20 protein-coding genes and 1 pseudogene are annotated in these 26,665 nt (G+C 45.4%); 4 read left to right on the top strand and 17 right to left on the bottom strand.

Annotated elements, in window-relative coordinates:
• Nucleotides 1-351 precede the first annotated feature (351 nt).
• On the top strand, nucleotides 352-1,071 hold the full coding sequence (locus tag AB4180_RS09670; RefSeq protein WP_133151472.1) for a hypothetical protein: 720 nt from the start codon (nucleotides 352-354) through the stop codon (nucleotides 1,069-1,071).
• Nucleotides 1,072-1,116: 45 nt separating this feature from the next.
• Here the strand turns inward: AB4180_RS09670 and AB4180_RS09665 are convergent, their stop codons facing one another.
• From AB4180_RS09665 to AB4180_RS09655, 3 genes and pseudogenes are all read right to left on the bottom strand, one after another.
• Nucleotides 1,117-2,403 carry a HAMP domain-containing sensor histidine kinase gene (locus AB4180_RS09665; protein ID WP_102248794.1) on the bottom strand — a complete coding sequence of 429 codons (1,287 nt, stop codon included), beginning with the start codon at nucleotides 2,401-2,403 and terminating at the stop codon, nucleotides 1,117-1,119.
• A pseudogene (locus AB4180_RS09660) lies at nucleotides 2,387-3,062 on the bottom strand (response regulator transcription factor). The gene AB4180_RS09665 and the pseudogene AB4180_RS09660 overlap by 17 nt, the downstream one beginning before the upstream one ends.
• Nucleotides 3,063-3,268: 206 nt before the next feature.
• Entirely contained in the window at nucleotides 3,269-4,204 is a 936-nt protein-coding gene (locus tag AB4180_RS09655) for a LysR family transcriptional regulator (RefSeq protein ID WP_102248793.1), read from the bottom strand.
• A 116-nt stretch (nucleotides 4,205-4,320) separates the two neighbouring features.
• Here AB4180_RS09655 and AB4180_RS09650 point away from each other — a divergent pair, with 116 nt between their 5' ends.
• The 3 genes from AB4180_RS09650 to AB4180_RS09640 all read left to right on the top strand — a co-directional run bounded on the left by AB4180_RS09650 (nucleotide 4,321) and on the right by AB4180_RS09640 (nucleotide 7,477).
• Nucleotides 4,321-5,004, top strand: a complete 684-nt coding sequence (locus AB4180_RS09650; RefSeq protein WP_102248792.1) for an SDR family oxidoreductase — start codon at nucleotides 4,321-4,323, stop codon at nucleotides 5,002-5,004.
• 123 nt (nucleotides 5,005-5,127) lie between these two features.
• Nucleotides 5,128-6,336 (top strand): MFS transporter, encoded by a 1,209-nt coding sequence (locus AB4180_RS09645; RefSeq protein WP_102248791.1) that lies wholly within the window; start codon nucleotides 5,128-5,130, stop codon nucleotides 6,334-6,336.
• A gap of 52 nt (nucleotides 6,337-6,388) precedes the next feature.
• On the top strand, nucleotides 6,389-7,477 hold the full coding sequence (locus AB4180_RS09640) for an alkene reductase (RefSeq protein ID WP_102248790.1): 1,089 nt from the start codon (nucleotides 6,389-6,391) through the stop codon (nucleotides 7,475-7,477).
• A 297-nt stretch (nucleotides 7,478-7,774) separates the two neighbouring features.
• Here the strand turns inward: AB4180_RS09640 and rlmJ are convergent, their stop codons facing one another.
• The 14 genes from rlmJ to AB4180_RS09570 all read right to left on the bottom strand — a co-directional run bounded on the left by rlmJ (nucleotide 7,775) and on the right by AB4180_RS09570 (nucleotide 26,646).
• Entirely contained in the window at nucleotides 7,775-8,641 is an 867-nt protein-coding gene (rlmJ, locus tag AB4180_RS09635; protein WP_102248789.1) for a 23S rRNA (adenine(2030)-N(6))-methyltransferase RlmJ, read from the bottom strand.
• 235 nt (nucleotides 8,642-8,876) lie between these two features.
• Complete coding sequence (gene secF / locus AB4180_RS09630; RefSeq protein WP_102248788.1) at nucleotides 8,877-9,815, bottom strand: protein translocase subunit SecF; 939 nt, start codon at nucleotides 9,813-9,815, stop codon at nucleotides 8,877-8,879.
• Nucleotides 9,816-9,817: 2 nt separating this feature from the next.
• Complete coding sequence (gene secD / locus AB4180_RS09625) at nucleotides 9,818-11,617, bottom strand: protein translocase subunit SecD (RefSeq protein WP_102248787.1); 1,800 nt, start codon at nucleotides 11,615-11,617, stop codon at nucleotides 9,818-9,820.
• Nucleotides 11,618-11,890: 273 nt separating this feature from the next.
• The gene (locus tag AB4180_RS09620; protein WP_102248786.1) at nucleotides 11,891-12,373 is read right to left on the bottom strand and encodes a hypothetical protein; all 483 of its coding nucleotides are present in this window, start codon (nucleotides 12,371-12,373) and stop codon (nucleotides 11,891-11,893) included.
• Between the two features lie 299 nt (nucleotides 12,374-12,672).
• Nucleotides 12,673-15,453 (bottom strand): pitrilysin family protein, encoded by a 2,781-nt coding sequence (locus AB4180_RS09615; protein WP_102248785.1) that lies wholly within the window; start codon nucleotides 15,451-15,453, stop codon nucleotides 12,673-12,675.
• Nucleotides 15,454-15,779: 326 nt separating this feature from the next.
• Nucleotides 15,780-18,542: a pitrilysin family protein gene (locus tag AB4180_RS09610; RefSeq protein WP_102248784.1), complete on the bottom strand. Its 2,763-nt coding sequence runs from the start codon at nucleotides 18,540-18,542 to the stop codon at nucleotides 15,780-15,782.
• Nucleotides 18,543-18,754: 212 nt separating this feature from the next.
• Entirely contained in the window at nucleotides 18,755-19,621 is an 867-nt protein-coding gene (locus AB4180_RS09605; protein ID WP_102248783.1) for a LytTR family DNA-binding domain-containing protein, read from the bottom strand.
• Between the two features lie 72 nt (nucleotides 19,622-19,693).
• Entirely contained in the window at nucleotides 19,694-20,728 is a 1,035-nt protein-coding gene (locus tag AB4180_RS09600; protein ID WP_017099491.1) for a sensor histidine kinase, read from the bottom strand.
• Entirely contained in the window at nucleotides 20,728-22,020 is a 1,293-nt protein-coding gene (locus AB4180_RS09595) for a hypothetical protein (RefSeq protein WP_102248782.1), read from the bottom strand. Before AB4180_RS09595 ends, AB4180_RS09600 begins: the two co-directional genes overlap by 1 nt.
• 9 nt (nucleotides 22,021-22,029) lie before the next feature.
• Entirely contained in the window at nucleotides 22,030-22,812 is a 783-nt protein-coding gene (locus AB4180_RS09590) for an outer membrane lipoprotein-sorting protein (RefSeq protein ID WP_102248781.1), read from the bottom strand.
• Nucleotides 22,805-24,103 (bottom strand): FtsX-like permease family protein, encoded by a 1,299-nt coding sequence (locus AB4180_RS09585; RefSeq protein WP_102248780.1) that lies wholly within the window; start codon nucleotides 24,101-24,103, stop codon nucleotides 22,805-22,807. The genes AB4180_RS09590 and AB4180_RS09585 overlap by 8 nt, the downstream gene beginning before the upstream one ends.
• Nucleotides 24,091-24,789 carry an ABC transporter ATP-binding protein gene (locus AB4180_RS09580; RefSeq protein ID WP_102248779.1) on the bottom strand — a complete coding sequence of 233 codons (699 nt, stop codon included), beginning with the start codon at nucleotides 24,787-24,789 and terminating at the stop codon, nucleotides 24,091-24,093. Before AB4180_RS09580 ends, AB4180_RS09585 begins: the two co-directional genes overlap by 13 nt.
• Nucleotides 24,790-24,876: 87 nt before the next feature.
• Nucleotides 24,877-25,557 carry a hypothetical protein gene (locus tag AB4180_RS09575; protein ID WP_102248778.1) on the bottom strand — a complete coding sequence of 227 codons (681 nt, stop codon included), beginning with the start codon at nucleotides 25,555-25,557 and terminating at the stop codon, nucleotides 24,877-24,879.
• A gap of 195 nt (nucleotides 25,558-25,752) precedes the next feature.
• The gene (locus AB4180_RS09570) at nucleotides 25,753-26,646 is read right to left on the bottom strand and encodes a LysR family transcriptional regulator (protein ID WP_102248777.1); all 894 of its coding nucleotides are present in this window, start codon (nucleotides 26,644-26,646) and stop codon (nucleotides 25,753-25,755) included.
• Nucleotides 26,647-26,665 lie beyond the last annotated feature (19 nt).

Genomic DNA, 26,665 nt, shown 5'->3' with positions numbered 1-26,665 from the left:
ATTACAGCACTCAGGCCAAAGCGATTCGCTTTGGCTTTTTTGCACGCGCAGCGTAAAGAGATTATGGGAGCGAAAAAGAGAAAAAGACGGGCTCTTGACGATGGGCATGCATAGGACGAACAACCGCTTTTAAGACGTTGATTAATCGCGAATTCAAAGGCCATTTCAGAGTGAGTGCGTACTCCTCCTAGGCAATGATGCGTGCTTGCAAGGTTACTCATTTAAACAATAAAACTGTTTTACATTATATGCATAGCATTCAGTTGGTTATAAGCAATAATCTTGATATGTTAGGCGGAATAGATTCGTGTATGTACGATATTAAAATGTTAGGCGCTACAGTGGAATATTATGATGAGTCAAAAATTTTTGAATTCTTCTCGCCAAGTTCAAGAACGATGGTGGCGTATGAAATTTCATCAGAAATTTGGAAAGCAGTTGAAAGCATTATTCTTGTGGCGGTTACATCGAAAGCTAAACAAAGAGTTCCAGTTTAGAGATAAAGTGATTAACAACACAATTCATACAGTTGTTGAGCAGATGAAAAAGATCAATGCTGAATATTTCCCTGCATCTAAACAGTTCTTCAACCTTAGTCTTTATTTTCTACTTGCCGAAAGAGACATCCAAGCCTTGAAAGCAGATGCTTTTGCGCATCCGAACGAAACGAAACGAGGCATAGCTTTGCGTACTCTGCTCTTGACCATATATGAATGGGATATGACAAAGGTGACGGGCAAGAAAATGGGGTTTATTTTTGAGTGCACAGGTTTATCTGATGAATCAAAAAAAGAAGTGTCAGGAGCATTAAAGGAATTACGCAAAGCTCATAAAGTCACTATCCAGCAGTTTCGTGAAGTTAGGCTTAATACTATTGCTCATAGAGATGCAGATGCGTTGAACCAGTACGAGATTATCTCAAAGTTGGATATTAGAGATTTTTCAAATCCAATAACAAATTTCTATAGCGCATCCGATAAGTTATTGAAATCGTTAGTCAAGGCAACGATGGAAATTGGCTCTCAGCGCAGTTTATTCAACCAAATACTACACCCTAAAAAACGCGCCTAACGAATAAGGATTAAGGTGTTGAGCAGCCTACAAAGTCCACTAAAGTTAACGTTCAAAATAGAGGCGAGCCCTTAATCCTGGGGTGTTATCTCTTAAAATAAGATGGGCATGGTGACGCTTTACTACGGCATCAACCAGAGACAAGCCAAGGCCGTTGCCAAATTCCGTTCGACTTTTATCAGCACGGAACATAGGCCGACAAACATTCATCTTGTCTTTATCTGATATCCCGATACCGTTGTCTGCCACCGTGACACCAAAGTAATCAACCACCACTTCAATTTTTCCCTTTTCAGGTGTGTATTTCACTGCATTTTCAACCAAGTTAAAAACAGCCCTGAACAGAAGGCTTTTATCACCCAATATTTCGCACTCTTGGTCTAGCCGACAAACCAAACTCTGTTGCTTCATTTCAGCAATCGGGCTGATAAATTCAATAGCATCTTGAGCTATTTTTCCGAGATCTACACGCTCTGTGGCGATCAACGTTTGCCCGCTATTCAGCTTGGTGATCTCTAACATGCTATTGAATAGCGATAAGATGAGCTCCAACTCATCATGGCAAGCCGAGAATTGCTCTTGATGTTCATCGGTCAATGTGGAATCCGATAATACCTCTTCTAAGCGTAACTTTAGCCGAGCCATGGGAGTGCGCATATCATGAGCCATGCCTACTGTTAACGACTTCAATGACTCTTCATTTTTAGCCATTTGCTCAATCATGAAGTTGAGATGGATCGCCAAAATATCAAATTCATCATCTTGTTTGGATACGGGGATTTTTACGCTTTTTTCACCACACAGCACTCGATTCATCGCTTGGTTGACTCTTTCTAAACGCTTTAAGATCAGAACCGTAAAAAACAGAGCCGCGATCAGCATAACGGCAATAGGAAGTACAATGCCCGAAAATACAATCGGGATTAGAGTTTTTCGATACTCTTCTACCGCCTGTCTATCAATACCAATCACCAAGCGATGCGTATCTCCAATGCTAATGTTGGCGGTTTCAGACATAAGCGAAACAACAGGATAAGACGTGGTTAGTAAAGGGCTTGTTCGCTCAGAAAGGCGATAGTAAAAATTAGTGTCGGATGTTTGCTTTACGGCAAGTAACCTTTCAACGTCCTCTTTACTTTGATTGGCAGCATAGCTGAATTCGGATGACTCATCTTGCAGCTGTCGAATGAGTTGTGCCCGATGGAACGCATCTGAGTCTTTGTATACCTGCCTAATCACGATGACATTAATCACTGTCACCAACACAAACAAACCGACTAGAGTCTTAAATACAGAGGAGCGAGTGAGGGAGTAATCATCGACGAAGGACATAACCTGCCCCCTCTCACTGTATGAAGCAAATCAGGGCAACCTGCTTCTTCAAGCTTCCTTCTTAAATTGGCGACATGAACATCAATGACATTGGTTTTCGGGTCAAAGTGGTAGCTCCAAATAGCCTCAAACAAGCGCATTCTTGAAACAACTTGCTCACTGTGCTCAACGAAATACTGAATCAGTTGAAACTCTTTCGGCTGCAATTGGAGATCTTGGTTTTTACACACTACTCTATGAGCGCGTAAATCGATTTCTAAGCAGTCATATATCAAATTTGTCTCAGTAACGGACTGACGTTTAGTTCTATTGATAATGATATCTACGCGTGCAACAAGCTCAGCCAGAGCAAAAGGTTTTATCAGATAATCATCACTTCCTGCTTGAAGGCCATTCACGCGATCTTCCACGCTGTCCATGGCACTCAAAATTAATACCGGTAAATTTTCTTCTGTCGCTTTGATTGCAGAGAGAACTTTCATTCCATCCAAATACGGTAACATGCGATCAAGAATCACCAGTTGATACTCGGAGCTTAACGCCATCATTAAGCCTTTCTTGCCATCTTCTGCTTGGTCGACCGCATAACCATGCTCTTCAAGACCTTTGGCCACAAATTCTCTTGTGGTGGTGTCATCTTCGATAATTAGTATTTTCACTACTTCCCCCTTTATCGGAGATAAATATTATCGTAAACCAAACACTTATCGCCAAAAAAAAGAAAGGCTCGCGTGACTAATGCGAGCCAGATGCAACTTAGGGGGTAAACTGCAATTCGGTAATAAAGTTTATTTGATCAATAAAGCTTCAAAGGCACTATAGATCTATCGTCATTGAGGTTTCATTTTCAATAGATTAACGATAATTAATCTCTGCCAGATCTCTCGACCAAGTCATTAAAATTATCAAACAGAAAATCCAAAAACAGCCGAATACGCTTAGGCTGATACTTCTTGCTGATGTACACCACATTCAAGTCGGCACTCGATACTGACGTCGAGGTATTGAAGTTCTTCATGTAGCCATTAAGTAGCGTCACAAGGCGTTGGTTATTGATGTCGTCTTGTACATCCAGTACCGATTTAAGCGCAATACCCTCACCTTTTAATGCCCAGTAACGAATCACTTCACCATCGTCTGAAAATCGCTTTGGAACAACGGTAATCGACTTCTTCATGTCGTGGTCTTGGAAATGCCATGTCTTAAGTTCTTCATTGCTGCGCAGCATCGCCAAACAATCGTGCTCGACCAAATCTGGTGGTGTTAGCGGCGTTCCATGCTTGGCAAGATATTCTGGTGAAGCACACAACACACGTCGGCTTGGCGATAAGCGTCTGGATATCAAACTGCTGTCGACCAATTCACCATAACGAATCACGATATCCATGCCAGATTCAGCAATGTTCGAGAGGTTATCGTTCAAGTACAGGTAAGGAATAACGTCCGGATACTGCTGACAAAACTCCGACAGAATAGGAAGAATGTACTGCTTTCCGATGTCTTTAGGTGCTGCAATCTTTAGTGGGCCTTTAACCTCTTTGACGCCATTTTGAATCAGGTTTTCAGCCTCGCTGACATTATCCAATATCTCCAGACACGCCTTGTGATACAGCTCCCCTGAGTCAGTTAAAGACACATGTCTTGTGCTTCGGTTCAGCAGCTTCACACCATAACGCTCTTCCAACGCTTGAAGCCTTGCTGTCATGGTCGCAGGAGAAAGCCCTAGCTCTCGCCCCGCCGCTGCTAACCCATGATGCTTAACAATGCTCACGAACATCGCCATATCTGAAAACTTGTCCATTCACCTCTCCTACTATTCAGTTAATCCGAATAATGATTTTATATTTTAACCAATTATCAAATTTAGTCGAATAAATATAATGACAACCATCAGCAGAACACGCAGGAACTCAGAACATGAACAACGAACTTACAAACCAAGAAAAGCACACATTCGTCATCATTGGTGGAACATCAGGTATCGGCAAAGCATTAGCAATGCAATTGAGAAACGAAGACAACACAGTACACATTGCCAGCCGACACACCGGCGTTGATATCAGCAATGAGACATCGGTTTGTGAATACTTCGAATCGATTGGTGCATTTGATCACTTGGTGATAACCGCGGGTTCATACGCTCCCGCAGGAAAAGTGACAGACCTTGCTATCGCAGACGCAAAAGCAGCATTTGATACCAAGTTTTGGGGAAGCTTAAACGTAGCCAAGCACGCCGCACGTTACATGACTCCAAACGGCTCAATCACACTAACCACGGGCATGCTGTCACGCAAAGTGGTTGCTGGTACTTACGTAAAAACCGCAATTAATGCCGCGCTAGAGAGCGTAACTAAAGTGCTTGCCAAAGAACTTTCACCGATTCGAGTCAACGCCGTCAGCCCCGGCCTTACCATGACTGAAGCTTACAAAAACATGGACGATTCAGCTCGTTCAACCATGTACGACAACGCCAAAAACAACCTACCGGCAGGCAAAGTCGGAGAGGCAAAAGATATCGCAATGGGCTATCTATTCGCGATTAACAACCCATACGTAACGGGGTCAATCATCGACATCAATGGCGGGGCTCTACTCGGCTAACACTTCGCAAAGAAGCAAAGAAGCAAAGAAGCAAAGAAGCAAAGAAGCAAAGAAGCAAAGAACAATCGTTAGGGCGTGTATGTAAACGTCCTAACAAACAAGAATTAACACAGGTACTTCATTATGAAACCAGAAGCGATCCATAAAGAAAAGATCCCCTTCCAAGTTTGGATACTGACACTCGCAGCTTTTGCCATCGGCACCGCTGAGTTTGTTATTGCAGGCATCCTTCCACAAATTGCCACATCCCTTTCGATCACCGAAGGTCAAGCCGGATACCTAATCAGTGCTTACGCATTGGCTATCGTTATTGGTGGCCCGATCTTAACCATCTACCTCGCACGTTTTAACAAGAAGATGGTACTGATTGGCTTAATGGCTTTGTTCATCATCGGTAATATCTTGTCAGCCTTAGCTCCTAGCTACCCACTTCTACTTGCAAGCCGCGTTATCGCAGGCTTAGTGCAAGGTCCTTTCTATGGCATAGGTGCCGTTGTCGCGACCAATTTAGTGTCTGAGAAAATGGCAGGTCGTGCTGTTGGTCAGATGTTTGCTGGCTTAACGCTCGCTAACGTTCTTGGGGTTCCCGCAGGTACTTGGGTGAGCTTGCAATTCGGTTGGCACACCACCTTCTATACTGTGGCGGCACTTGGCACGATTGCGATGATTTCTATCCTGACATCTATCAAATCAACGGGTCACAGCGAAGCGAGAGACATCAAAACTCAGCTGTTGGCGTTCAAAAATCCAATGCTGCTTATCAACTTGGCGATCACCGCTTTTGCTTGGTCTGGCTTCATGACGCTTTACGGCTACCTTGCGCCTATCGCTATGCGCATCACGGGTTACGGTCAAGAATCAGTAACTTGGATCTTAGTGATTGTTGGCGTCGGCTTAATCATCGGTAACACCTTGGGCGGACGCTCTTCTGACAAAGATTTAGGCAAAGCATCGATGTTTTGGGCTATCGCGATGATCGTTTCATTAGTAGTGGTTGGCCTTGTTGTAGACAACAAAATCCTATTCGTTGCAGCTGCATTTGTCTTTGGTATTGCATCATTTGCGAACGTTCCTGCTATGCAGCTTCGAGTAATGAACCACGGTGGCGAAGGCCAAGAGCTAGCAGCAACCGCGAATATCTCAGCGTTTAACTTGGCCAATGCCTTCGGTGGCTTCTTAGGCGGCATGGTACTCGACAGCCAACTAGGCGCAGGAATGATTCCATTCGCAGCCGTTGTTGTCCCAGTGATTGGTTTGTTGCTTATTGCAAAAGCCAACCGAGCTGAAAAGCCACAAAACGACTCTATCTTCAGCCCTGCGGAATCGAAATAGTGACCACCGCACGCTAAATCAATCAACACATGACCGACACAAGGTAAATACCATGAGCAAATTATTCGAAACAGCAGAACTCAAAGATCTAGAACTACAAAACCGTGTGGTTATGGCCCCCATGACACGCGCTCGTACAAGCCAACCTGGAAACGTGCCAAATGAAATGATGGCGACTTACTACCAACAACGAGCAAGTGCAGGACTCATCATCACTGAAGCGACACAAATCTCAGATGACTCTCAAGGATACTCATTCACACCCGGCGTTTACACACGCGAACAAGTGGAAGGTTGGCAAGGTGTCACCTCTGCCGCTAAAGAACAAGGCGCTGCGATATTCTGCCAACTATGGCATGTGGGGCGCGTGTCTCATCCAACCTTCCAAAAAGGCGAGTTGCCGATTGCACCTTCAGCACTGGCTCCGGTAGAAACTCAGGTTTGGATTGCTGATGAGAATGGAAACGGCAACATGGTGGATTGCATTCAACCAAGAGAAATGACCCAAGCCGATATAGATCGTGTGGTTCAAGATTTTGCTAACTCAGCGAAGAAAGCGGTCGAGGCAGGGTTCAACGGTGTCGAGATCCACGGCGGTAATGGCTACCTCATCGATCAATTCCTAAGAACCAATTCAAATAAGCGCACCGACAGCTATGGTGGCAGTCGTGAGAACCGACTTCGCTTTCTAATTGAAGTCGTGGATGCGGTAATTGAAGCGATTGGTGCTGACAAAATGGGCGTACGTTTAGCCCCATTCATCACCTTCAAAGACATGAACTGCCCAGACATCGTACCAACGATTTTAGAAGCGTCAAAGGAACTGCAAGCTCGAAATATCGCTTATCTGCACCTATCAGAAGCCGATTGGGATGACGCGCCTGTGATACCTGAAAGCTTCCGTGTAGAGCTAAGAGAACTATTCTCTAACACCATCATCGTCGCTGGCAGCTACACCCCAGAACGCGCCGAAGAAGTGTTAAGCAAAGGCTACGCTGACCTTGTCGCATTTGGTCGCCCATTCGTTGCGAATCCAGATCTAGTTTCACGCCTACAAAACGGCAGTGAACTATCCGATCTTGATGGCGCCACTCTGTTCGGCGGCAACGAAAAAGGCTATACCGATTACCCAGCGTTGTAGTTGGTTTTGAAGTGCTAACAATGCCTTAAGTTTTCTTTCAGGCAAAAGAAAGGCTCGCGTGACTAGTGCGAGCCTTATGCAGTTTAGGGGGTAAACCACAATCTGATATTAATTTGGGATAATTATTTAACTTATGAGCTAGTATGCACCTGTGCGCATTGATGTACTATTTTTATATGATTCATCGCGATAAATCAATCGATAAAAGTTAGAGTTTGGTCAATTTAAACCATACAGATTGAAATGATTTAGCGATCTACATCTCGAAAATCATCGTAAAACCCATAAAAATCAGATCTATAGGCTTCTCATTTGCCAGTAGCCTTCACCATTGGTCGAGAGTTGGCTGTGTAAATAATCAAGCGTATCTGCGACTATTCCTGAAATGCCTTGTGGTGGGTTGAATAACAACAAACCACTGCCGATTAGGCGATCATCCCCTTTCGGGTCTCGAAGGCGAAGCTCCGACTTAATCGGACTTGGCAGCAAACCATCTTTCACTGCAGTAACACAGTGATTCAGAATCAGTGAGCTCTTGTCATCCGTGTAAAGCGGGTACCAAATTAGTGCAGATACCGTCTCAGACTGTTGATACGCCTTAACCAAGGCATCGATCACTGCGAGATATTCAGAATCGGTTTCATAGGGAGGATCGATAACAATCAGGTGATGATTATCGTGTTTTGCTACGTCGTCAGGCAACGCTTTAAGCCCATCACCCGCGGAAATAGTCAGCTTGCTTGAGACATCGAGGTCACGTTGTAACGTCTCAATATTAGTTTGCAGTAAATCAGCTTCATCTTGCTGAATGTCTGAAAAATAGAAACTGTCTTGGCTGCGGCCTTGTTGGTAAGTGATGGCTGCTGAGCCCGGATAGAGAGAGATAAGTTGATTCGGATTGTAGTATTCCAGTACCGACATAAAAGAAGCGAATGCCGGAGGAAGATAAGCCTTATTGCGCCACAAGTACCCGACCCCTTCAGCAAACTCACCGGCGTGATTACTTGGTGCGGTGGTTAGGTCATAACACCCTGTACCTGAGTGCGTGTCGATAACATTGAGGCGTGAATGCTGCTGCATTAATGACTGAACAAGTGCACTCAATACTGGATGCTTCAGTGCATCACCATGGTCGCCTACATGACATTGATGTCGATATTCCATTCCCTTGCCTCATTTCTACTAACGTCATCTAAACATACTTCATATCATGAGGGCTTGCCTGCTCAATCCATCGTTTTTTGAAATAGGCTCACTTTTCTCTAACCAGTTGACTCTTATAAAAAATAAAGCCCCTGAGCTTACTTAGGGGGCTAAGTGAGTTCAGGGGCTTTCATTATTGATTTAGGTTAATAGCGTAAGTAAATCGGCCTAGCGTGCATAAGCTAGCTTAGCTTGACTAAGGGTACTCACCCTCAACTTCTACTGGCGCTTTCACTTGGTAGTGACAAGGCTGTAGGCCAAGTAACTTAGGCAGTGTGATGCCGACAGAAACTGAAGACCACGTACCGCTGACAATGCCAACCACGAGTGCAATAGCGAAACCTTGCAGCGCAGCGCCACCAAGTAGCCAAAGCGCTGATACGGTAATTAGCGTTGTTCCTGAAGTCACCATGGTGCGTGAGAAGGTCGCTTTAACCGATTCGTTGAGCAGGTTATCAGTATCACCGTTTGGATTGCCGCGTAGCATTTCGCGTACACGGTCGGCGATGATGATCGAGTCATTCAATGAGTAACCGAGAATCGCTAGCACGGCCGCCAATACGGTCAGGTTGAACTCAAACTGAGTAAAAGCGAACAAACCCAAGATAAGCGTCACGTCATAGATGATCGCGGCAAGCGCCCCCAGAGCCAAACGCCATTCAAATCGCACACTCAGGTACAGCATGATCATTAGGAAACACACCAATACCGCCAAGCCACCTTGGTCAACCATGTCTTGACCCACTTGAGGGCCAACCACGCTGCTGTTAAGCACTTTTACTTGGTCACTTACCGATGACAAAGCATCCACTAAGTTTGGCTGTGGGGCGTCTGTCAGTTGGCTGTAACGAATAGTCCAGCGATCCTGTTCTGCCATACCGACTACTTGAACGTCTTGTTGGAAAGCCGTGTCGAGCTTGGTTTTTAACGCATCTTTGGTTACTTGATCAGAGAGTTGAACCTCGGCAACCACACCGCCAGTAAAGTCCAAACCCCAGTTAAAACCTTTCACTGCCACCAGCATCACAGAGCTCATGAACAGCACAATAGAAATCACAGACATCACCTTACGAAGGCGAGTCACATTGCTATTTGAAAAATAGCGGTCTGAAATAGTCATTTTTGAAGTACTCATGCTTAAATCCTTACATCGTGGCGTTGGTCACGCCCCCAAACCAAATTGATGATTGCTCGTGAAGCAAAAATACCCGTAAACATACTGGTTAGAAGACCTAAGCCCAGTGTCAGAGCGAAGCCCTGAATCGGTCCATTACCAATGGTATATAGAGCCACAGCAACGATCATGGTAGTGACGTTAGCATCGAAAATTGACGAGAATGCGCTATCGAAACCACGATCGATAGAGCTAGCAAAGCTGCGCCCTTCTTTCATCTTGTCTCGAATACGCTCGAAGATAAGCACGTTAGTGTCCACCGCCATACCAACGGTCAGTACTAGACCCGCAATACCCGGCAGAGTTAATACCGCACCCGGTAGCAGCGCAATCAAACCAAATAATGTGGTCATGTTAACCACCAATGCACAGTTCGCGACCCAACCTAAGCGGCGGTACCATAGCGCCATAAACGTTAGCGTAAGGCCAAGACCAAGTGCCAAAGCAGCAAAGCCGTTGGTTACATTTTCAGCACCCAAAGATGGGCCAATGGTACGTTCTTCAATGATGGTCACAGGCGCAGTCAATGACCCCGCACGCAACAGTAACGCAAGCTTTTGTGCGTCTGCCAAACTGCCTGCGCCAGTGATTCTGAAGCGGCTACCCAGTTGAGATTGGATGTTTGCCACACTAATCACTTCACTGTCTTGCTTGCTGTTGCCCGCTCTATCACGGCTGTATTCGCTGTACACCGTTGCCATTGGCTTACCGATGTTATGACGTGAGAACTCGGACATTTTCTTACCACCAGAAGAATCCAGCGTAATGTTGACTTCTGCACTGCCCATCTCACCAATGCCACTGCGAGCATCAATAATGTGTTCGCCACTCAACACCGCCTTGCGGTCGACGACCACACGGTTGCCGTCTGAATCTTTCAGGGTTTGAGTACTGCGAGTGGCATTGTCGTACACCGAATAGAACGCCAAAGATGCCGTTGCACCAATCACGTCTTTCGCAGCTGCAGGGTCTTGTACACCCGGCAGTTCAATACGAATACGGCTTTCACCTTGACGTTGAATCGATGCTTCCGTGATGCCTAATTCTTCAATACGGCTGCGCATGATTTGCAGGTTTTGTTGAACCGTAAGGTTGCGTAGCGTTCTTTGTTCTTCTTCAGACTGAGTTAACGTTAGTGACTTGTCTGAGCGGTTACGTAGCCATTGTGGGAACTCTTGACGAATCAGCTTCTGGGCTTTTTCGAAATCGGCGTCGGTACGGAAATCAAACTGAACTTGGTTGTTCACCACTTTACCGCGGGCATAACGCACTTCGCTCGTGATCTCGTCGACCATCGCTTGAGCTTGCGCGTGATAAACCGGCTCCATATCCACTTCTAATAAGAACTGCACACCACCACGTAAATCAAGGCCTAGCTGAATCGGCGCGAAGCCCATGTCAGTCAACCATTTTGGTGCTGCTGGCTCCATCGCTAGCGCAACGGTCGCGTTATCCAATAGGCGCTCATTCAGCACCTCTTTGGCTTTCGCTTGTTGCTCAGCATCTTCCAAGATCACGACTAAACGTTGGTCTTTTTGAAATGCAGATTTGGCTTGGATGCCTTCGCTCGCAAGGTATTGAGTAATTTGAGTCGCATCGATTGTCTGCTCAGAGCGATTGCTGATTTGAACCGATGCATTCTCGCCATACCAAGAAGGTAAAGCACTCAGAACCATGATGATAATGGTGGCGATAAGCACCGCGTATTTCCACTTTGAATAGTGGTTGATTTGTTTTCTTGGAATGCGTTTTTTCACAGTCAAGATCTCTTCTTTTTACCAATCACCGTAAACACGTGCTCAAAAATAGCGCCGGGAAAAAGCAGTGATCGAGCGTTTTAACCAGCTTGGATGGCCAGTTATTTACTGCGATTGGTATAACTAATGCTTTGCGAACACGAACGACAACTAGTCACAACCAAAACAAGCTGATTGAGTAATAGTGAGGCTAATAATTGTGTGTCGCTATATTGGGTTAATTGGCGAGTTCAACGGGCACGAGGTGACCATCGATACGACCAATTTAGGGTCAAACGATTAGCTAAGAAGTTCTCGGAAATGCGAGTATTGAATATTGCCCTCTTTCCACCCAGAAAGCCGGGAGGACGGAGAACTCACAATACTGGTCCAGTGCTGCTTGGAATCCAACAACGGCGTGTTAAAGAGCAGAGAAGCCAGTAATGAAGGGGGTGAAAAGTCGATCAGTAGATGATAAGCAGGCTCAAGATCGGCCACGCTTTCTTGCTCGTTGCTGAGCATACGTCTGAAGTTTGCAGCCTGGAGGCTCGACTCGGTGTCATGATAGTTGGAACTGTCACCATAAGGCACGGTGCCAAACGGAGCCTTATCGCACTCTAAATAGGCCGACGGATTATCCGTAGTGGCTTGTTTACACTGTTTTATCGAGGAAGATTGTTCATTCTGCGAAGATTGCTCTTGAGCCGAATGAATTTGGAATGGCTTAGAAGGAAACGAATAGCCGTTAGAATTCACTAAGCCAAAGCTCAGTAAAAACAACATTAAGACTAATCGGGTACCTAGTTTAAGCAATCTAATATCCAAACAACATTCTCGTAGATCGTCAATCTACAATACAAATGAAACGCTGTCTTGATTTAAAACATTTTTTTAGAAAATGATACGATGCAACCGATTAGGCACTCACGGCATTTAGATTTATATACCTCAAAAAGAGCTCAACAAAGCTTGGTGCATAGATATTATGAATGGTGTAAAAACAAGAAAGCCAAGCGATGTGCGCTTGGCTTTGGGTTAAGTGTTTCAGTCTGCTTTAGGCTTTAGGCTTTAGGCTTTAGGCTTTAGGCTTTAGGACGCATGATGTTCTTAACCTTACGGCTATTTTCACCAAAGATGCGTTGGACAAGTTGATTCATATCTTCACGAGAAATTGAGTTAACCGTCGCTTTCACGTTAAACAAGGCTTCTACACCATAGTCGTGCAAAAGATAACGAGACACGAACCATGCTTGATCAACAACACTAGTATCTAAAGGCGTAAAGTCCGCTTCTAGTTGCTTGCCTGCCGCTCTAATCTCATCATTTGATACGCCCTTCAGAAGGTCTCCAATCACTTTATCAATCGCGACCTCTATCTTATCGGCATTTTTAGGGTCGATCAGCGCACCAATAAACCAGTCATGGCTTGTATCACCATCTTGCGATACACAGTAAGCATAAGGTGAGTAATCTAGACTTAAATCTTCACGTATGTACGCGTCTAAACGAGTAACAAGCAGGCGTTGCAGCATGTCTTCCATAAAGATATCTTTCGCCGTTTTCCCTCTTACTATTCCAGTTTGCTCGGAAGGCTCCGCAATGACTCTTAGCATGTACTCAGTGCTATTAGCCGTGTTGACCGACAAATCAATACGCGCTTTAGATGGGTGCTTGTACGCGACGTTAAAGTCAGGCACAACGGCTTTTTCCAATGGAATAGAAGCCAAGTACTGGCGAACCAGAGGTTTCAGTTCACTTGGATCAATGTCGCCCACAATAACCAGCTGATTATTTCGGAATTGACCAAACAACTGCTGATGGACGCTCTTTATCTCTTCAACAGAAACCGTTTCCACATTTTTACTATCGAGCAGCACATGATCACTGTCCGCTTGATAGGTATTTTGGTTCATTGCATATGCGAACTGACCAGTAGGGCTTGCTAAGTAAGAATCTCGATTTTGAATGAACTCTTGCTTAACCGCCTCCAGTTGCTCTGGCGATACCTTGACTGATGTAACGATCGCGTTGAGTGCAGCAAAAGTTTCCGCTAAGCCATTACTGGTGAGCTTAAATTCGACGCCATGGTGAGTAAAATCGATAAACGGATAAACCTGAATATCTTCACGATCCAAATGCGCATCAAGCTCCGTTCCTGAAAAACTGCCAACACCACTTCTACCGATAGCAGCAAGAGCTAACTCTGACGCTGGATATAACTTAGGATCGAGTGCGGCCTTACCACCTAAGCTTGTGTAGTAAATACCTATGTCATCGCCTGCGAGATAGTCACGCAGATACCACATATCGATACCATTGCTAAGCGTCCACTTTTGAACATATGGGTCTACATACATCTGTTCCACTAACTCAATATCGCCTTGCGAACTAGGAACAGCAAAAGCACTGCTGGTCACCGAAAACAACGGTTTGGCACCCTTTTCGCTATAAGTTGCTTTCAAGCTCTCGATGGCTTGGGTAACGGCGACTTTATCTTCACTTTCATTCATACCAACCACTACAAAATAGTCGCTAGAAAGCAAAGCCTTAATATTGGCATTAATCGCATCAAGATCGAGGTTTGCGACAAACTCTTCAAGGCTCGCTTCATAGTCTCGTTGTGATTGCACGATTTGTTCGTTCACTAAAGCCGTCGCTTTCTGGTTAGCGTGCTGCACGCTGTCCATATTGTCCCAATCGATCTCAACATTATCGAGCAAGTCTTGATAATAATGCTGTTCGCTAATTATCTCATTTTCAGAGACGCCATAATCACGCAGAGATGCCAATGTGGCGATTAGCTCCTTTTGAGTCACCTCACGAGCGCCGACAGGAAAGCCAACATCCACCAATGAATAGCGCTGATATTCCATAGAATAATGTTTGGAACTTATCCATTGAGTTGGCAAAGCCGCATCATTGAACTTGGTATTAAGTCGCTGCCTGATCAGTTGCTGTGCTGTCTCATCAAGCCAAAGTTGATGCTGTTGCGCGCGAGTGTCTACCGCACTTGCCCCTCGGTTGATCATCAAAGAGATACTTGGCGCTTCCGATTCTGCATACTCAATATAATCACCTTCATTAAAGGTGGTAATTCTTTGTTTTACTGGCTTGGGAGTTTGTCCTCGCTGCCAATCTGAAAACTTCTGTTCAATTAATGGAATGACGGTTTTTGTGTCAATGTCACCGGAGACAATCACCTCAACGTTCTGAGGTTGATACCAAGTCTGATAAAAGTTATTTAGCCCTTGGGAAGTCGCGCTGAGTACAGACTCTTTAGTACCAAGTGCATCTTGGCCTTCATACTGACCACCCTCAATGAAGTGGTCTAAAAACTGTTCTGCGAATGGCTTGTCGTCTAATCGTGCATAACGGAACTCACCAAGAATCACACCTTTCTCTTTTTCGACTTCTGAACTTGATAGGTCCAGAGCATCACCAATGTCTCGCATCCACGTCAGGGCAGACTGTAATTGGACATTGTCAGGTAAATCTAATTGATACACTGTTTCTTGGTAAGAAGTGTAGGCATTGATATCAGCGCCAAAGCTAGCGCCTGCATCTTCGAATAGACGAATCACGTCATTTTGAGAGAAATTTTTACTGCCATTGAATGCCATGTGCTCCAAAAAGTGCGCATAACCTTCTTGTTGGTCAGTCTCTTGGAACGAACCCGCGTGCACAACTAAACGAACAGATACGGATTCTTCATGATCTGGATAAACATGGTAGGTAAGGCCATTTTCTAGCTGGCCTGATGTCCATGCCGGATCCGGCTGGATTAAGGTTTCGGTGATACTTGATGTTGAACTACAGCCAACCAAGGTGAGGCATACAGCCGCCGCTAAATAATATGTTTTCATAACAACCTCTTAATGTCATTCATCGACAATATACAGATTGAGTTAACGATTATTATTTAATATTGAACCGGATGAGTATCTTTGTGATCTAGATCTTTATTTTATAAATTGCACTCAGTTATATAAGGCGCAAATTACGAGCATTTAAAAGTCAGTAACTAGTTTAAAAGTGACAAGCTTGAAAGTGATGAATTAAAAAGTAACGAGTTTAAAGACTAACCCTAACCCAAATAAAAAAGCCAAATGACGGTGCATTTGGCTTAGGTTCGATATCTTAGATTTAAGGTTGAAAGCGACTTTTCTACAAGGTCACTCTCTCAATGGGCTTAACTTTTTGGCCTTAACAAGTTCTTCAACTGGTAGCTGTTATCTCCAAAAATTTCTTTAGCATACTCCGTCATATCTTTACTAGAAATTGAATCTGTCGTTCCCTGTAAGTCAAACAGTGCCTCAACACCGTAGTCATGAATTAAGTAACGTGAAATAAACCAAGCTTGTTGAGTAGGCTTATATTGAAGTGGCGTGAGGTCAGCCACTAGCTGTTTAGCAGCGGTTCGAGTCTCATCTTCAGAAATGCCTTTAACGGCTTCAGCAATAACTTTATCAATCGCCTGTTCAACCTGATCTAAGTTTTCAGGGGCTGTTAAGGAGCCCACCAACCAGTCGTAACTTGGCTCACTGTCTTGAGCGACCGAATACACGTAAGGTGCATAATCCAAGCCTAATTCTTCGCGAACATAAGCCGTTAGGCGGCTCGACAACACGCGCTGCAGCATATCGTCCATGAACACATCCTTTGCTGTTTTCTCTCGAGCTTGCTGAGAAATAATACGCAATAAGTACTGGCTGCTGTCTTCATTATTGATCGATATATCGATTCGTTCTTTCGAATCAGTGCTATAGGCAACTTGATAATCAGGAGACACAACGGCTTCCAATGGCAATGAAGCAACATATTGGCGTACGAGAGGCTTAATTTCAGATGGCTTAATATCAGCAACGATGACAAGCGTATTGTCTCTTAACTTCTGAAAGAGTTGGTGCTGAACGTCAAGTATATCTTGAGATGTCACGGCTTCAATATCTTCACTTTCCAGCATGATATGACGACTGCTATCTTGATAGCTATTATGGTTAACCATTTTCATAAACTGACCCACTGGGGTTTCTAGATAAGCCGTGCGATCTTGTGCAAATTCAGATTTCACAGCCTCAAGCTGATCGCTGTCAATTTTAGGTGCGGTCACAATGGTATACAGCGCAGCTAAGCCTTCTGCGAGCGTCTTTTTCTTAGTGCTTATTTCCAGCCCATGATGAGTAAAGTTGATGAAGGAATAAATTTGGATGTCTTTGCGTTTCAAATGGGTATTTAATTCCGATCCACTGAATTTACCAACACCACTACGGATCGATGCTGAAATCGCCACCTCTGACGCAGGAAATAAAGACGAATCTAGGGCTGCTTTTCCACCTTCACTCGCATAATAAACACCAACATTATTACCCACCTCAGGGTTTCGTAAATACCAAACCTCGATACCATTGCTCAATGTCCATTGTTGTAAGTTAGGATCCTCACTCACCTGAATTTGTTTCACAATGTCGCCTTGAGATTCTGGCACGCTAAACGCAGAACTTGCGGTAACGAGCAGTGGCTTGTTACCTTTCTTTTCATAGGCTTTTCTGACATCTTTTAGCTCGTTATCCATTGCTAGCATGTCTTCCTTAGACGATAAACCTAACCCCAAAATATAAGGGCTGGAAAGCAAATCATCTAAGTTATCATTCACGGCCTCCAGATCCGTATTCGCAAGAAACGTTTTCAAGCTCGACTTATAATCAAGCTGTGATTGAACGGGTTGGTTAATCACCAATGCTGTCGATTTACCATCAGCATGAGCCACAGCATCCATTTGATCCCAGTTTAGTTGAATGTCGTCAAGGTTCTCTTGGTATTGCTGAAGCACACTCGCCAACTCATATTCACTTACGCCATAGTCACGCAAAGAGGCGAGAGTAGAAACAAACTGCTGCTGACTTTGCTCTCGGCTATTAACAGGAAAACTGACCGTAGTAATCGAATACCTTTGGTACTCTAATAAGTAGGGTGTTGAAAAAACCCACTGCACAGGTAACGCAGCGTCAACAAAGTCAGAATTCAACCTTTGTTGGATAAGTTGTTGAGCAATATCATCTAACCAAAGCTGATGTTGTTGCTCATGGCTCTGTGTCACTCTTTCCCCACGGTCAATGACTATCCCGATGCTCGGTGGCTCGACACCAGATCCATACGCCACAAAATCTTGAGTATTGTAATCCACTGACGTGTTCTTCACGGGAACCGGTGTTGTGCCTCTTTGCCAATCAGAGAAAGTATCTTCAATCAAAGGGATCACTTCTGCCAATGTGATATCACCAGAGACAATCACTTCGGTTAACTGAGGTTGATACCAGGTTTGGTAATAGTTCTTTAATTCTTGAACATTCGCTTTAGAAACGGATTCTTTATTGCCAATAGGATCGTTACTTTGGTAAGTCGTCCCTTCAACCAGATGATCGTAGAACTTAAACGAGAGAGGTTTATCTTCAACTCGCGTGTATCGAAACTCCCCAAGTATCACACCTTTCTCTTTTTCGATTTCAGCTTCGGACAGCAATAAACCATCGCCAATGTCTCTAAACCAAGCCAGCGCTTTGTCTAGGTTCTTATTGTCGGGCAGATCTAATTTATAGAGGGTTTCTTGATAAGAGGTGTAAGCATTTAAGTCTGCACCAAAACTGGCACCAGATTGCTCAAATAGCTCGACCACCTCATTTCCTGAAAAGTTCTTGCTGCCATTAAACGCCATATGCTCAACAAAGTGGGCGTACCCTTTCTGTTGTTCGCTCTCTTGCAAAGATCCGGCATGCACGAGTAAGCGTACCGAGACCGGTTGTTCTTGGTCAGGGTAGACATGGTAGGTTAATCCGTTATCTAACTCTCCTTTGACCCAGTATGGATCGGATTTCAATAACGTTTGTTGTTGAGGAGTAGAGCTGCAACCTAGCAATGTGGAGCTCAATACGACGACTAAATAGTATGCTTTCATAACGATCTCTTTGAAGGGCTTTCCTCCAATATATCCGATCGCAATAGCATAATAATTTCATATAAATTCAGTCATTTAAATTTTGAGAGACAATCTAAACATGCATGAAACTGTCAACTTTATAAATTACACAAGCTGATAGTCATAGATTATAGATCGGGTGATTTCACATCCCTTAAAACTGATTTATTAAATTCCCTTAAACAGGTTTCTCACATCCCTTTAAAAAGAGCTTGCGAGGCGCGGCTGATCGGTAGCTTTTCGCCTGACACATACGCCGACATTTGGCCAGAGAGCCCTTTCTTCACCTTATCAATGGCCGACACTTTAACCACCACCGAGCGGTGAATCTGCCAAAACTCATCTGGGTTAAGCTGGGCGATCAACTCTTTTAGCGACACGCGAAGAATAAACTCCTCTAGCAAACCGCCTTGACCTTTTTTGAATATCGACACGTACTTGTCTTCCGTTTTGAAGTAAGCAACATCATCGACGGCGATAAGGTGAATGTCTTCTCCGACACTGGCTTTGAGCCACGTGAGATGTTTCTTCTGCTGTTGATAAAGGGGCTGCGATAGATAAGGAGGCTGTGTTTGCTGGGAAGACGATTGTGATAGTTGTTGAAGCTGAGCCATTAACGCCGTGATATCGGGCTGTTCTGGCGTAATACCTGATTGTGTTTGATTGCTCGACAGACGCGCTTGCACCTTCTGGCATGTCGCCAGTAAGCGCTCTTCATTGATTGGCTTAAGCAGGTAATCCATCGCATTATGTTCAAAGGCTTTAACTGCGTATTCGTCATAAGCCGTAATGAACACAATCAATGGCGGCGAATCTAGCTTGTTCAATTGTTTCGCCAGCGAGATTCCATCCAGCTCAGGCATACGAATATCGAGAAACGCCACGTCGGGCTTAAGCTGCTGAATACTCTGCATCGCCTCCAAACCGTTTTGTGCCTTGCTGACGATCTCCAGCTCCGGCCAAACCTCAGCAAGGCTCTTGTCTAGGTGGTGCCTTAACAGTGCTTCATCGTCTGCGATAATCGCCGTTACGCTCGGCTGTATTGCTGGGTTGTTCATGGTTAGTCCTTTAAATTCACACTGTAAATCGTCTATTTTTCGTCACTGTTCTGTGCTTTCTGGTCTGTAATTCTAAGTGGCTGCGTCAGTCAGTGGTAACAAGATCGTAGAGACTACCCCACCCTCAGCTTGTTCAGTAATCGTTAGGCTCGCCTGATCACCATAAAGGGTTTCGATTCTTTGACGAATATTGCTTAACCCAACACCATGCCCCGTATTCGCAGAAGGTATTTTCAACCCTGCACCACTGTCTGACACTTCAATCTTCAACTGCTCGGCTTGTTGAGTAATACGGATATTCACTTGGCCACCCGCCGCTTTGGGCTCAATGCCGTGCGTGAGTGCATTCTCGACCAAGGGTTGAATCAAGAACGGTGGAATCACCTGAAAATCACTAATCTCGTGTGTTTCAATCGAGAACGTTAAGCGCTCACCCAAGCGTATCTTTTGGATATTAAGATAAGCGTCTAACAAGTCGACCTCTTGTGCGATGGTCGATTGCTCAGTGCGGCTGTTTTTCAAGGTCACACGCAACAAGTCGGTGAGCTTTTCGAGCATCAACTTGGCTTTCGCGCTATCACTCTCTATCAACACATTGATGGTCGCAAGTGTGTTGAATAAGAAGTGCGGTTCAATTTGGCTTTGCAGTTGCTTAAGCTGACTCAGCACCACCACCTTTTCTTGATCGGCCTGACTACGCTTGGCCACTTCCAATTCGTTATCAGCGCGCAGTTGTTGCTCTCGTGTGTAGAAATAGTAATAGCAAACCGAACAGAAAATCACACCGAGCAACACGACAGATTTAAGGTCCGAGATATTGGATCCAAAATATCCGTTCAACCAATAGTGCGCGTTCAAGGTACCAAAGGTCATCGCGATCACCATTGAGATACCCACTTCAAGCGTTCGAGATGTCCTCTTAAACAACTTCACCAAGATGAAAGAAGAACCCACGGCGCTGTAACCAAAGCCAAAACTGATTGCCAGGTTAACCGTTAATCCGCCGCCCCAAATCGTATGGGTTGTAATCGCAATAAGAACACAAAATAGCGTGGTGAACGCGAAACTCTTAATCCATGAAAATCGACTGTTTGAAGAAGTGTCCATTAAAATCGCCCTTTGATATTTAAGAGAATCATATGACTATCGGGTAAGCTGGCGTAAGCAGAATCATTTTTACCGCCTAGAAAGCGTGCAGCAAGTTCCAAATCCAACGATGAATTGCCATTATCTAATGCTTGATAATTGAGCCACTGAGTCGCAATAAAACCGCCGTCTTGAGGAGACAACATCACATCGAATGTTGGCGTAATATCTTCAAGCCAGCCATGTGTCGAATCCAAAGACCAGTGAAACATGATGTTGTGCTGAACCAAATTGGCGTGTTGATAACCTTGCGCGTAAGACCCTGCCAGTGATGCTGTCATCGAATTAACCGACAAAGACTCGGCACTTTCTATTGCACTTTGCCATTCAGAATTGCTCCAAGCGCGGCTATCAAACCAATATTCCAAGACCACATTGTGACCCGTGTCATTGGCCCATGTTAGTCCTGCCAACGCTTGATAAGCTTCGCCCTGCTCTTCAAGATAAACCGGTTTAAGCATTGAATCAGGCTGACTGTAGCCAAGGCTTTGTCGTTGATAGACCACCGAGCCATGAAACTCCCAAGCGAGGTTCAACACCGACACTAAACTCGCTCCAAGCAAGCCGTGACGTACATCGTCATAATAAGCGACCCACTGATACTCATGATCGCCCACTAGGTTGTAACGACGTAAGCCAACCCCTTGTTGCTGATTCTGCTTTTCGAATTCATTTACGTCTTGAGAAGTCCATGATGAATCACTGTAAAGCAGTGTCCATTCTCCCGTCATATCGAACAGTGACGCCGAAGCCACACCCGCGCCCTCTTCTGCGACAATACCAACCGGGTTCTGACGGTAAGGCTTGATGATGTCTAACGGTCGGTAGCCATAACCCACCCCCCAATCCAAACGAACCTTACCAAGCGTGACATCGAGGTAGTGGTCACCGATTAATGAATTCGACATATCAACACCACCTTGCCAAAACAACTCACGCACAATAAATTCAGACTCAAAGCTCGCGTCTTGTTCTTGAGGGGTGTTGCTTAGAATATCGTTGGCTTTCACTGCGAACAGACCAAGCCAATTGCCATATCCAACCTCAAGATCCAGCAAGCCATTTAAAGACTGACGATTATCAGACGCTAAAGGATTGAATGGCGACTCTCTCGATTCAACGGCTTCTGCACTCAGTTGCCAGTCCCACGCCAAGCTCAGATCGTCCGCTTGAATCGTGTTACTGACACAAGACAAGGCAAGCAAAGTAGCGATTGAAGACTTTATGTGGAATCGGCGATTGGAAACTTTCATGACGTCCACCTACAGCCCAGACACGCTGTTACGCGATAAGTAAGCAGGGTTGTAGTATTTGTCTTCCAAACTTTGTTCAATCACTTCGCGATACTCAATCACGGTTTTCTTACTCGGCTGAATCTTATCGAGCAAGGTCATCGACACCACTGTTGGTAATCCATCACGCACGCCTTCAGTAAACCAAGCTTGTTTCGCCAGTTTTCCAGAACGCAGATACAGATCCGCTTTAACTGGAAATGCACGATCTGCCGTTAACCACAGGTCAATCGATTGATAACTCGCACCCTTGGTTTTCGCCGCGAGTTTTAGGTGATGGGTATCGAGTGTCTCGCCAGTCGGCATCTCAACTTGTTGCTCGGCAACCCACTCGCCTTGATAATCCTCACTCCAAGTGAGTGTCGAGATATCGCCCACCGAGGCTTCACCCAATAGCTTTTGCATCGGTGTAATACGAATTGGACGGCGCGATTTAGGCATCAACAACCAATAGTTATCTTCTATCATTAGCATCTTTTGACCTGCCTCAACGGCTGATTTAAAGACCACTAATGACTCTCGATTTGGTCTTGTGTAGACGTTGTATTCACGGGTTTTATCCAGTTGTTCGTCTTGGTATAGAGCAACTAATGAGACCACCTTAGACGCTTGTGCGCTGTTTAATCGGTAGCTATCTGCCTTGGCGATCATCTCAGTAACTTGTTGTGAATCGACTGCCCAGCTTGGTGTCGATGCTAGAACCAAAACCAATACAGAACCTAAAACAGTGAGTGAACGAGTAAATTTATACATAAACCAGCGCCTCCGTGATTGGCTTATTCACGCCTTTGCGAGCAGAGAAATAAGCAGCTAGCAAACATATCGTCAGCACACCTAAAGTGGCGTAACCAACCAGTTCCAATGAGAAGTAAATGTTGAGTGGGTAACCTTCGGTTCGACCCGGAGGTGGTGGCATTTGTATATCAACCACCAGTAGCAACACCGACACCAAACCACTCACTAACGCACCGATCGCACTGCCAATCACCGCCAGCAATCCCGCCTCTTTTAAGAAGCCTGCCACGATTTCAGAAGGGTAACTACCCAGTGCCGACAAGGTGCCAATTTCACGAGTGCGCTCAGTCACCGACATGGTCATGGTGTTAAACAGCGACACAAACACCACCAATGCCATCACTGCGCCCATGATGCCGAAGATACGGTCGTAAAGATCTTTAACCTTGGTGTAGAAAAACGCGCGATCTTGCCATGGGGTGATCTCGATCTCTGTACCTTGATCGTTTTGGCTAGCACTATTTCGATCTAAAGCAGTTTGGATACGCTGTTGAACGGTCGAGGTCTTGTTGGTTTCAAATAGGAACACCGACAAGGTACTGACTTTGTCTGAGGCCAAAAGCTCTTGAGCAGTGGTGATATGAACATACAGTTGACGCTTATCCAGCTCAGGCACCCCTGTCGAGTAGATGCCCTGCACCTTAAAATCAAAGGCATTCAAAGCGCCATCACTAGTAGTCGCAAGCAGTGTAACCCAATCACCAACCGCAACTTTGAGGTTACGAGCCAAGTCGGTTCCCAGCATCACTTGTGGCTCTTGGCTGTCGTATCTTGGTGATTTCACATCCGAGAGAGTCTGCCCGCTGCGCACATCTAAGAAAGGCCCTTTCATATCGAACTCGCGCTCATTGACGCCCGTTCCCATAAAGATGGTCGATTTGCTGCCGTTAGACACCAAACCGCTGAAGTAGACTCGCGGCTGCACACCACGCACATCGCTGTCGCCAATAATGCTCTTGGTGAGCGCTTGAACATTATCGAGACCATTGCTCAGCGGCATGTCTTCATCTTGCTCAAAATAACCCGGTGTGCTCAAAGTAAGATGACCAGTATCGCGCGCGGTCGATTCTCTCAAAGATTCGTAGGTGTAAAGCCCGTAACCTCCAGCCGAAATCAGCGCAAATACGGCAATGGCGATGATCAACACCGAAAGCAGACTGCGGCGACCGTTTCTTAATAAATTAAGCCACGCCAAACGCACCGAGGTAGGAAGCAAGAAAGTGCTCATTCTTTGTGTTAACTTGCCCATGAGATCGCCTCCGTGGTTGCAGCTTGTGGCGCCAGTTGACCGTCGATAAGTTCAATCACTCGGTCACAACGCTGCGCCATTCTTGGGTCGTGCGTTGCGACGATAAAAGTCGTGCCCATTTCGTGGCCGAGTTCTTTCATAATGTCGATCACAAGGTTGGCGGTGTGGCTGTCTAGGCTCGCAGTCGGCTCATCGGCAATCACCAAACTTGGGTTGTGGATTAGCGCTCTGGCTATCGCGACACGTTGCTGCTGACCTCCAGACAAGTTGTCTGGGCGATGATGAACGTAATCTCCTAGCCCTACACGCTCTAACATCTCTTGCGCTCTGGTCTGCTGTTCTTGTTTCGAACATTGGTTCAACATCAATGGGTAAGCGACGTTTTCAAGCGCTGTCATCACAGGAACCAGATTGAAGCGCTGAAAGACAAAACCCAACGACTGACGACGAAAACGTGCAGCGGCGATTTGCTCTGTCGGATACGCTTTTCCATCAATATTGATCTCGCCTCGGTAATCCATATCCAACAATCCAACAATATTCAAAAGTGTGCTTTTGCCAGAACCTGATGGCCCACATAACGCCACCATTTCACCACGTTGGATATGTCCATCGACCCCGTTTAATGCATCAACACGTTGACCGCCCGTGACATATGCTTTGCCGATATCTTTAAATTCAATCATTTCGTTGTCCTCTTATTACCGATCCATTCTCAAGCTATCGCAAGCCGCAATTGAGCTTTCACAGCTGTTATTTGGCTTTGGCAACTGTTACTTGGCTTTCGCTATTAGGGCCTTCGCTGTCATGGTCTCGATGTTTCCGGCATCGGTACTTTCCATTTTTTCAAGCCACACCTGTGCTTGCTCGAAGTCTTCAGCACGAATCGATGCGGTAATGGCGTAACGGTAAATCCACGAGGTCGCAGCGAAATGTTGTTGTTGGAAATCATCTTCCGCAAGTAACGAGAGGAACAGGTCATAACCACGATCGAAATGGTTAAACATGTCAGGCAGAGAGGTGTAAGTCACAGCAGCCATGGCGCGAGTTAGGTAAGAATCTGGCAGCCCTTGAACACGAGGTTGCTCATGAATCGGTTGGTCTTCGTCTTTAAGCAGCACCAGTGATTTATCAATGGTCGACAAACCCTTTTCCACATACTTCATCTTGTTCCAAGGTAAGAACGCATCACGCCCCATCAGGGTTTCTGTGCTTCCGAGGTAAACCAAGGTCAATGGTGTCGCACCGTCTTGTTGCAGCGTGTCGTTCAGACGTTCGTAAGCCACCTCAACCAAGTCTTCATTGCCTTGCGCGGCTTGATTGTAGATATCGAGCACGTCTGAACTCGGGTTGGCCTGCGCCAAAGTGGGTGACAATGAAACAAGTGCAATCAGTAATGAACGCTTAAGCAGAGAAGTGGTAGAGCCTGAATTAAATGAGTGTGAAGTAGTCATGATTTCTAATCCCTTTCAAATGTTGACGTTGAAAGGTTAACTAGAATTTGTCGTGCCGTTTTATCAATGCGACGAATGGTAATTATGAGGAGTGAATGGTTTAGAGAGGGTGTGAGTGGCGGGAACAAAAAGCACAAGTAGTGAAAACATAAAAGGCTAGGTACGCCTAAAGCCTCTTATCAACTTAATAAACTTTTAACGATTATTGAGCGAAGCTGCAAGGAAATCGATAAACAATCGTAGTTTGAGTGGCATTGGATCTCGCTCAGGAAACAATGCATAGACATTCTTCTCTGGCATCAGATAGTTAGATAGCAAGGGCAGCAATTGCCCCGACTGAATGGGAGCATTGGCGATAAAATCGGGAAGCCTAGCGATCCCAAGCCCTGCCATGGTCGCACACAGTAATGCTTCGCTGTTGTTGACTCGGTAATTGCCTTTCACTACAACGCTGGTCACCTGATCTTGGTGACCAAAAAACCACTCGGCACTCTCAGATGTATGACGATAGAGCAAAGCGTTGTGTGCACTCAGTTCGCAGATCTCGGTTGGGATCGACAAACCATTCTCATCAAAATACGTAGGCGAGGCGCAGATAACGCTACGGACGCTGGTTAACCGCTTCGCCACCAAACTCGAGTCATTTAAATCCCCAGCTCGAATCGCGACGTCATATCCTCCTTCGACAATATCGACGTAACCATCGTCCATCGTCATGTCGATGTGAATATGAGGATAACGTTTGAGAAATTGTGGGATGAGAGGGGCCAATATCAGACGACCAAAAGACATTGGTGCACTAACCCGCAATGTGCCAATTGCCTGATTTTGCTGACTGGTTGCTGCATCTTCAGCTTTTTGCAGCCAATAATTGGCTTTGGTGAGGTGATCATAAAACTGCTCACCAGATTCAGTAAGCGATACTTGGCGCGTAGTACGATGCAGCAAACGCACTCCAAGGCTCGACTCCAGTTGGATCACCCGTTTGTTGACTGCCGAACGTGACACGCCCAGTTCACGCGCTGCACCCGCAAAGCTCGATTGTTTTACGACCGCAAGGAAATAAGGAATAGCGTCTAAGTACTGCATGATTGTCGCCAATTTGGAT

Origin of the sequence: Vibrio sp. 10N.286.49.C3 (assembly GCF_041469545.1) — a bacterium.
Lineage (GTDB): Bacteria > Pseudomonadota > Gammaproteobacteria > Enterobacterales > Vibrionaceae > Vibrio > Vibrio tasmaniensis_A.
The sequence above is the reverse complement of the archived record's forward strand: the minus strand, read 5'-3'. Positions and strand labels throughout refer to the sequence as shown.

What these genes read in the sequence shown, in the direction of transcription:
- AB4180_RS09670 (WP_133151472.1), top strand. Translation starts at nt 352, where the DNA reads ATGATGAGTCAAAAATTTTTGAATTCTTCTCGCCAAGTTCAAGAACGA.
- AB4180_RS09665 (WP_102248794.1), bottom strand. Translation starts at nt 2,403, where the DNA reads ATGTCCTTCGTCGATGATTACTCCCTCACTCGCTCCTCTGTATTTAAG.
- AB4180_RS09655 (WP_102248793.1), bottom strand. Translation starts at nt 4,204, where the DNA reads ATGGACAAGTTTTCAGATATGGCGATGTTCGTGAGCATTGTTAAGCAT.
- AB4180_RS09650 (WP_102248792.1), top strand. Translation starts at nt 4,321, where the DNA reads ATGAACAACGAACTTACAAACCAAGAAAAGCACACATTCGTCATCATT.
- AB4180_RS09645 (WP_102248791.1), top strand. Translation starts at nt 5,128, where the DNA reads ATGAAACCAGAAGCGATCCATAAAGAAAAGATCCCCTTCCAAGTTTGG.
- AB4180_RS09640 (WP_102248790.1), top strand. Translation starts at nt 6,389, where the DNA reads ATGAGCAAATTATTCGAAACAGCAGAACTCAAAGATCTAGAACTACAA.
- rlmJ (WP_102248789.1), bottom strand. Translation starts at nt 8,641, where the DNA reads ATGGAATATCGACATCAATGTCATGTAGGCGACCATGGTGATGCACTG.
- secF (WP_102248788.1), bottom strand. Translation starts at nt 9,815, where the DNA reads ATGAGTACTTCAAAAATGACTATTTCAGACCGCTATTTTTCAAATAGC.
- AB4180_RS09620 (WP_102248786.1), bottom strand. Translation starts at nt 12,373, where the DNA reads ATGTTGTTTTTACTGAGCTTTGGCTTAGTGAATTCTAACGGCTATTCG.
- AB4180_RS09615 (WP_102248785.1), bottom strand. Translation starts at nt 15,453, where the DNA reads ATGAAAACATATTATTTAGCGGCGGCTGTATGCCTCACCTTGGTTGGC.
- AB4180_RS09610 (WP_102248784.1), bottom strand. Translation starts at nt 18,542, where the DNA reads ATGAAAGCATACTATTTAGTCGTCGTATTGAGCTCCACATTGCTAGGT.
- AB4180_RS09605 (WP_102248783.1), bottom strand. Translation starts at nt 19,621, where the DNA reads ATGAACAACCCAGCAATACAGCCGAGCGTAACGGCGATTATCGCAGAC.
- AB4180_RS09600 (WP_017099491.1), bottom strand. Translation starts at nt 20,728, where the DNA reads ATGGACACTTCTTCAAACAGTCGATTTTCATGGATTAAGAGTTTCGCG.
- AB4180_RS09595 (WP_102248782.1), bottom strand. Translation starts at nt 22,020, where the DNA reads ATGAAAGTTTCCAATCGCCGATTCCACATAAAGTCTTCAATCGCTACT.
- AB4180_RS09590 (WP_102248781.1), bottom strand. Translation starts at nt 22,812, where the DNA reads ATGTATAAATTTACTCGTTCACTCACTGTTTTAGGTTCTGTATTGGTT.
- AB4180_RS09585 (WP_102248780.1), bottom strand. Translation starts at nt 24,103, where the DNA reads ATGGGCAAGTTAACACAAAGAATGAGCACTTTCTTGCTTCCTACCTCG.
- AB4180_RS09580 (WP_102248779.1), bottom strand. Translation starts at nt 24,789, where the DNA reads ATGATTGAATTTAAAGATATCGGCAAAGCATATGTCACGGGCGGTCAA.
- AB4180_RS09575 (WP_102248778.1), bottom strand. Translation starts at nt 25,557, where the DNA reads ATGACTACTTCACACTCATTTAATTCAGGCTCTACCACTTCTCTGCTT.
- AB4180_RS09570 (WP_102248777.1), bottom strand. Translation starts at nt 26,646, where the DNA reads ATGCAGTACTTAGACGCTATTCCTTATTTCCTTGCGGTCGTAAAACAA.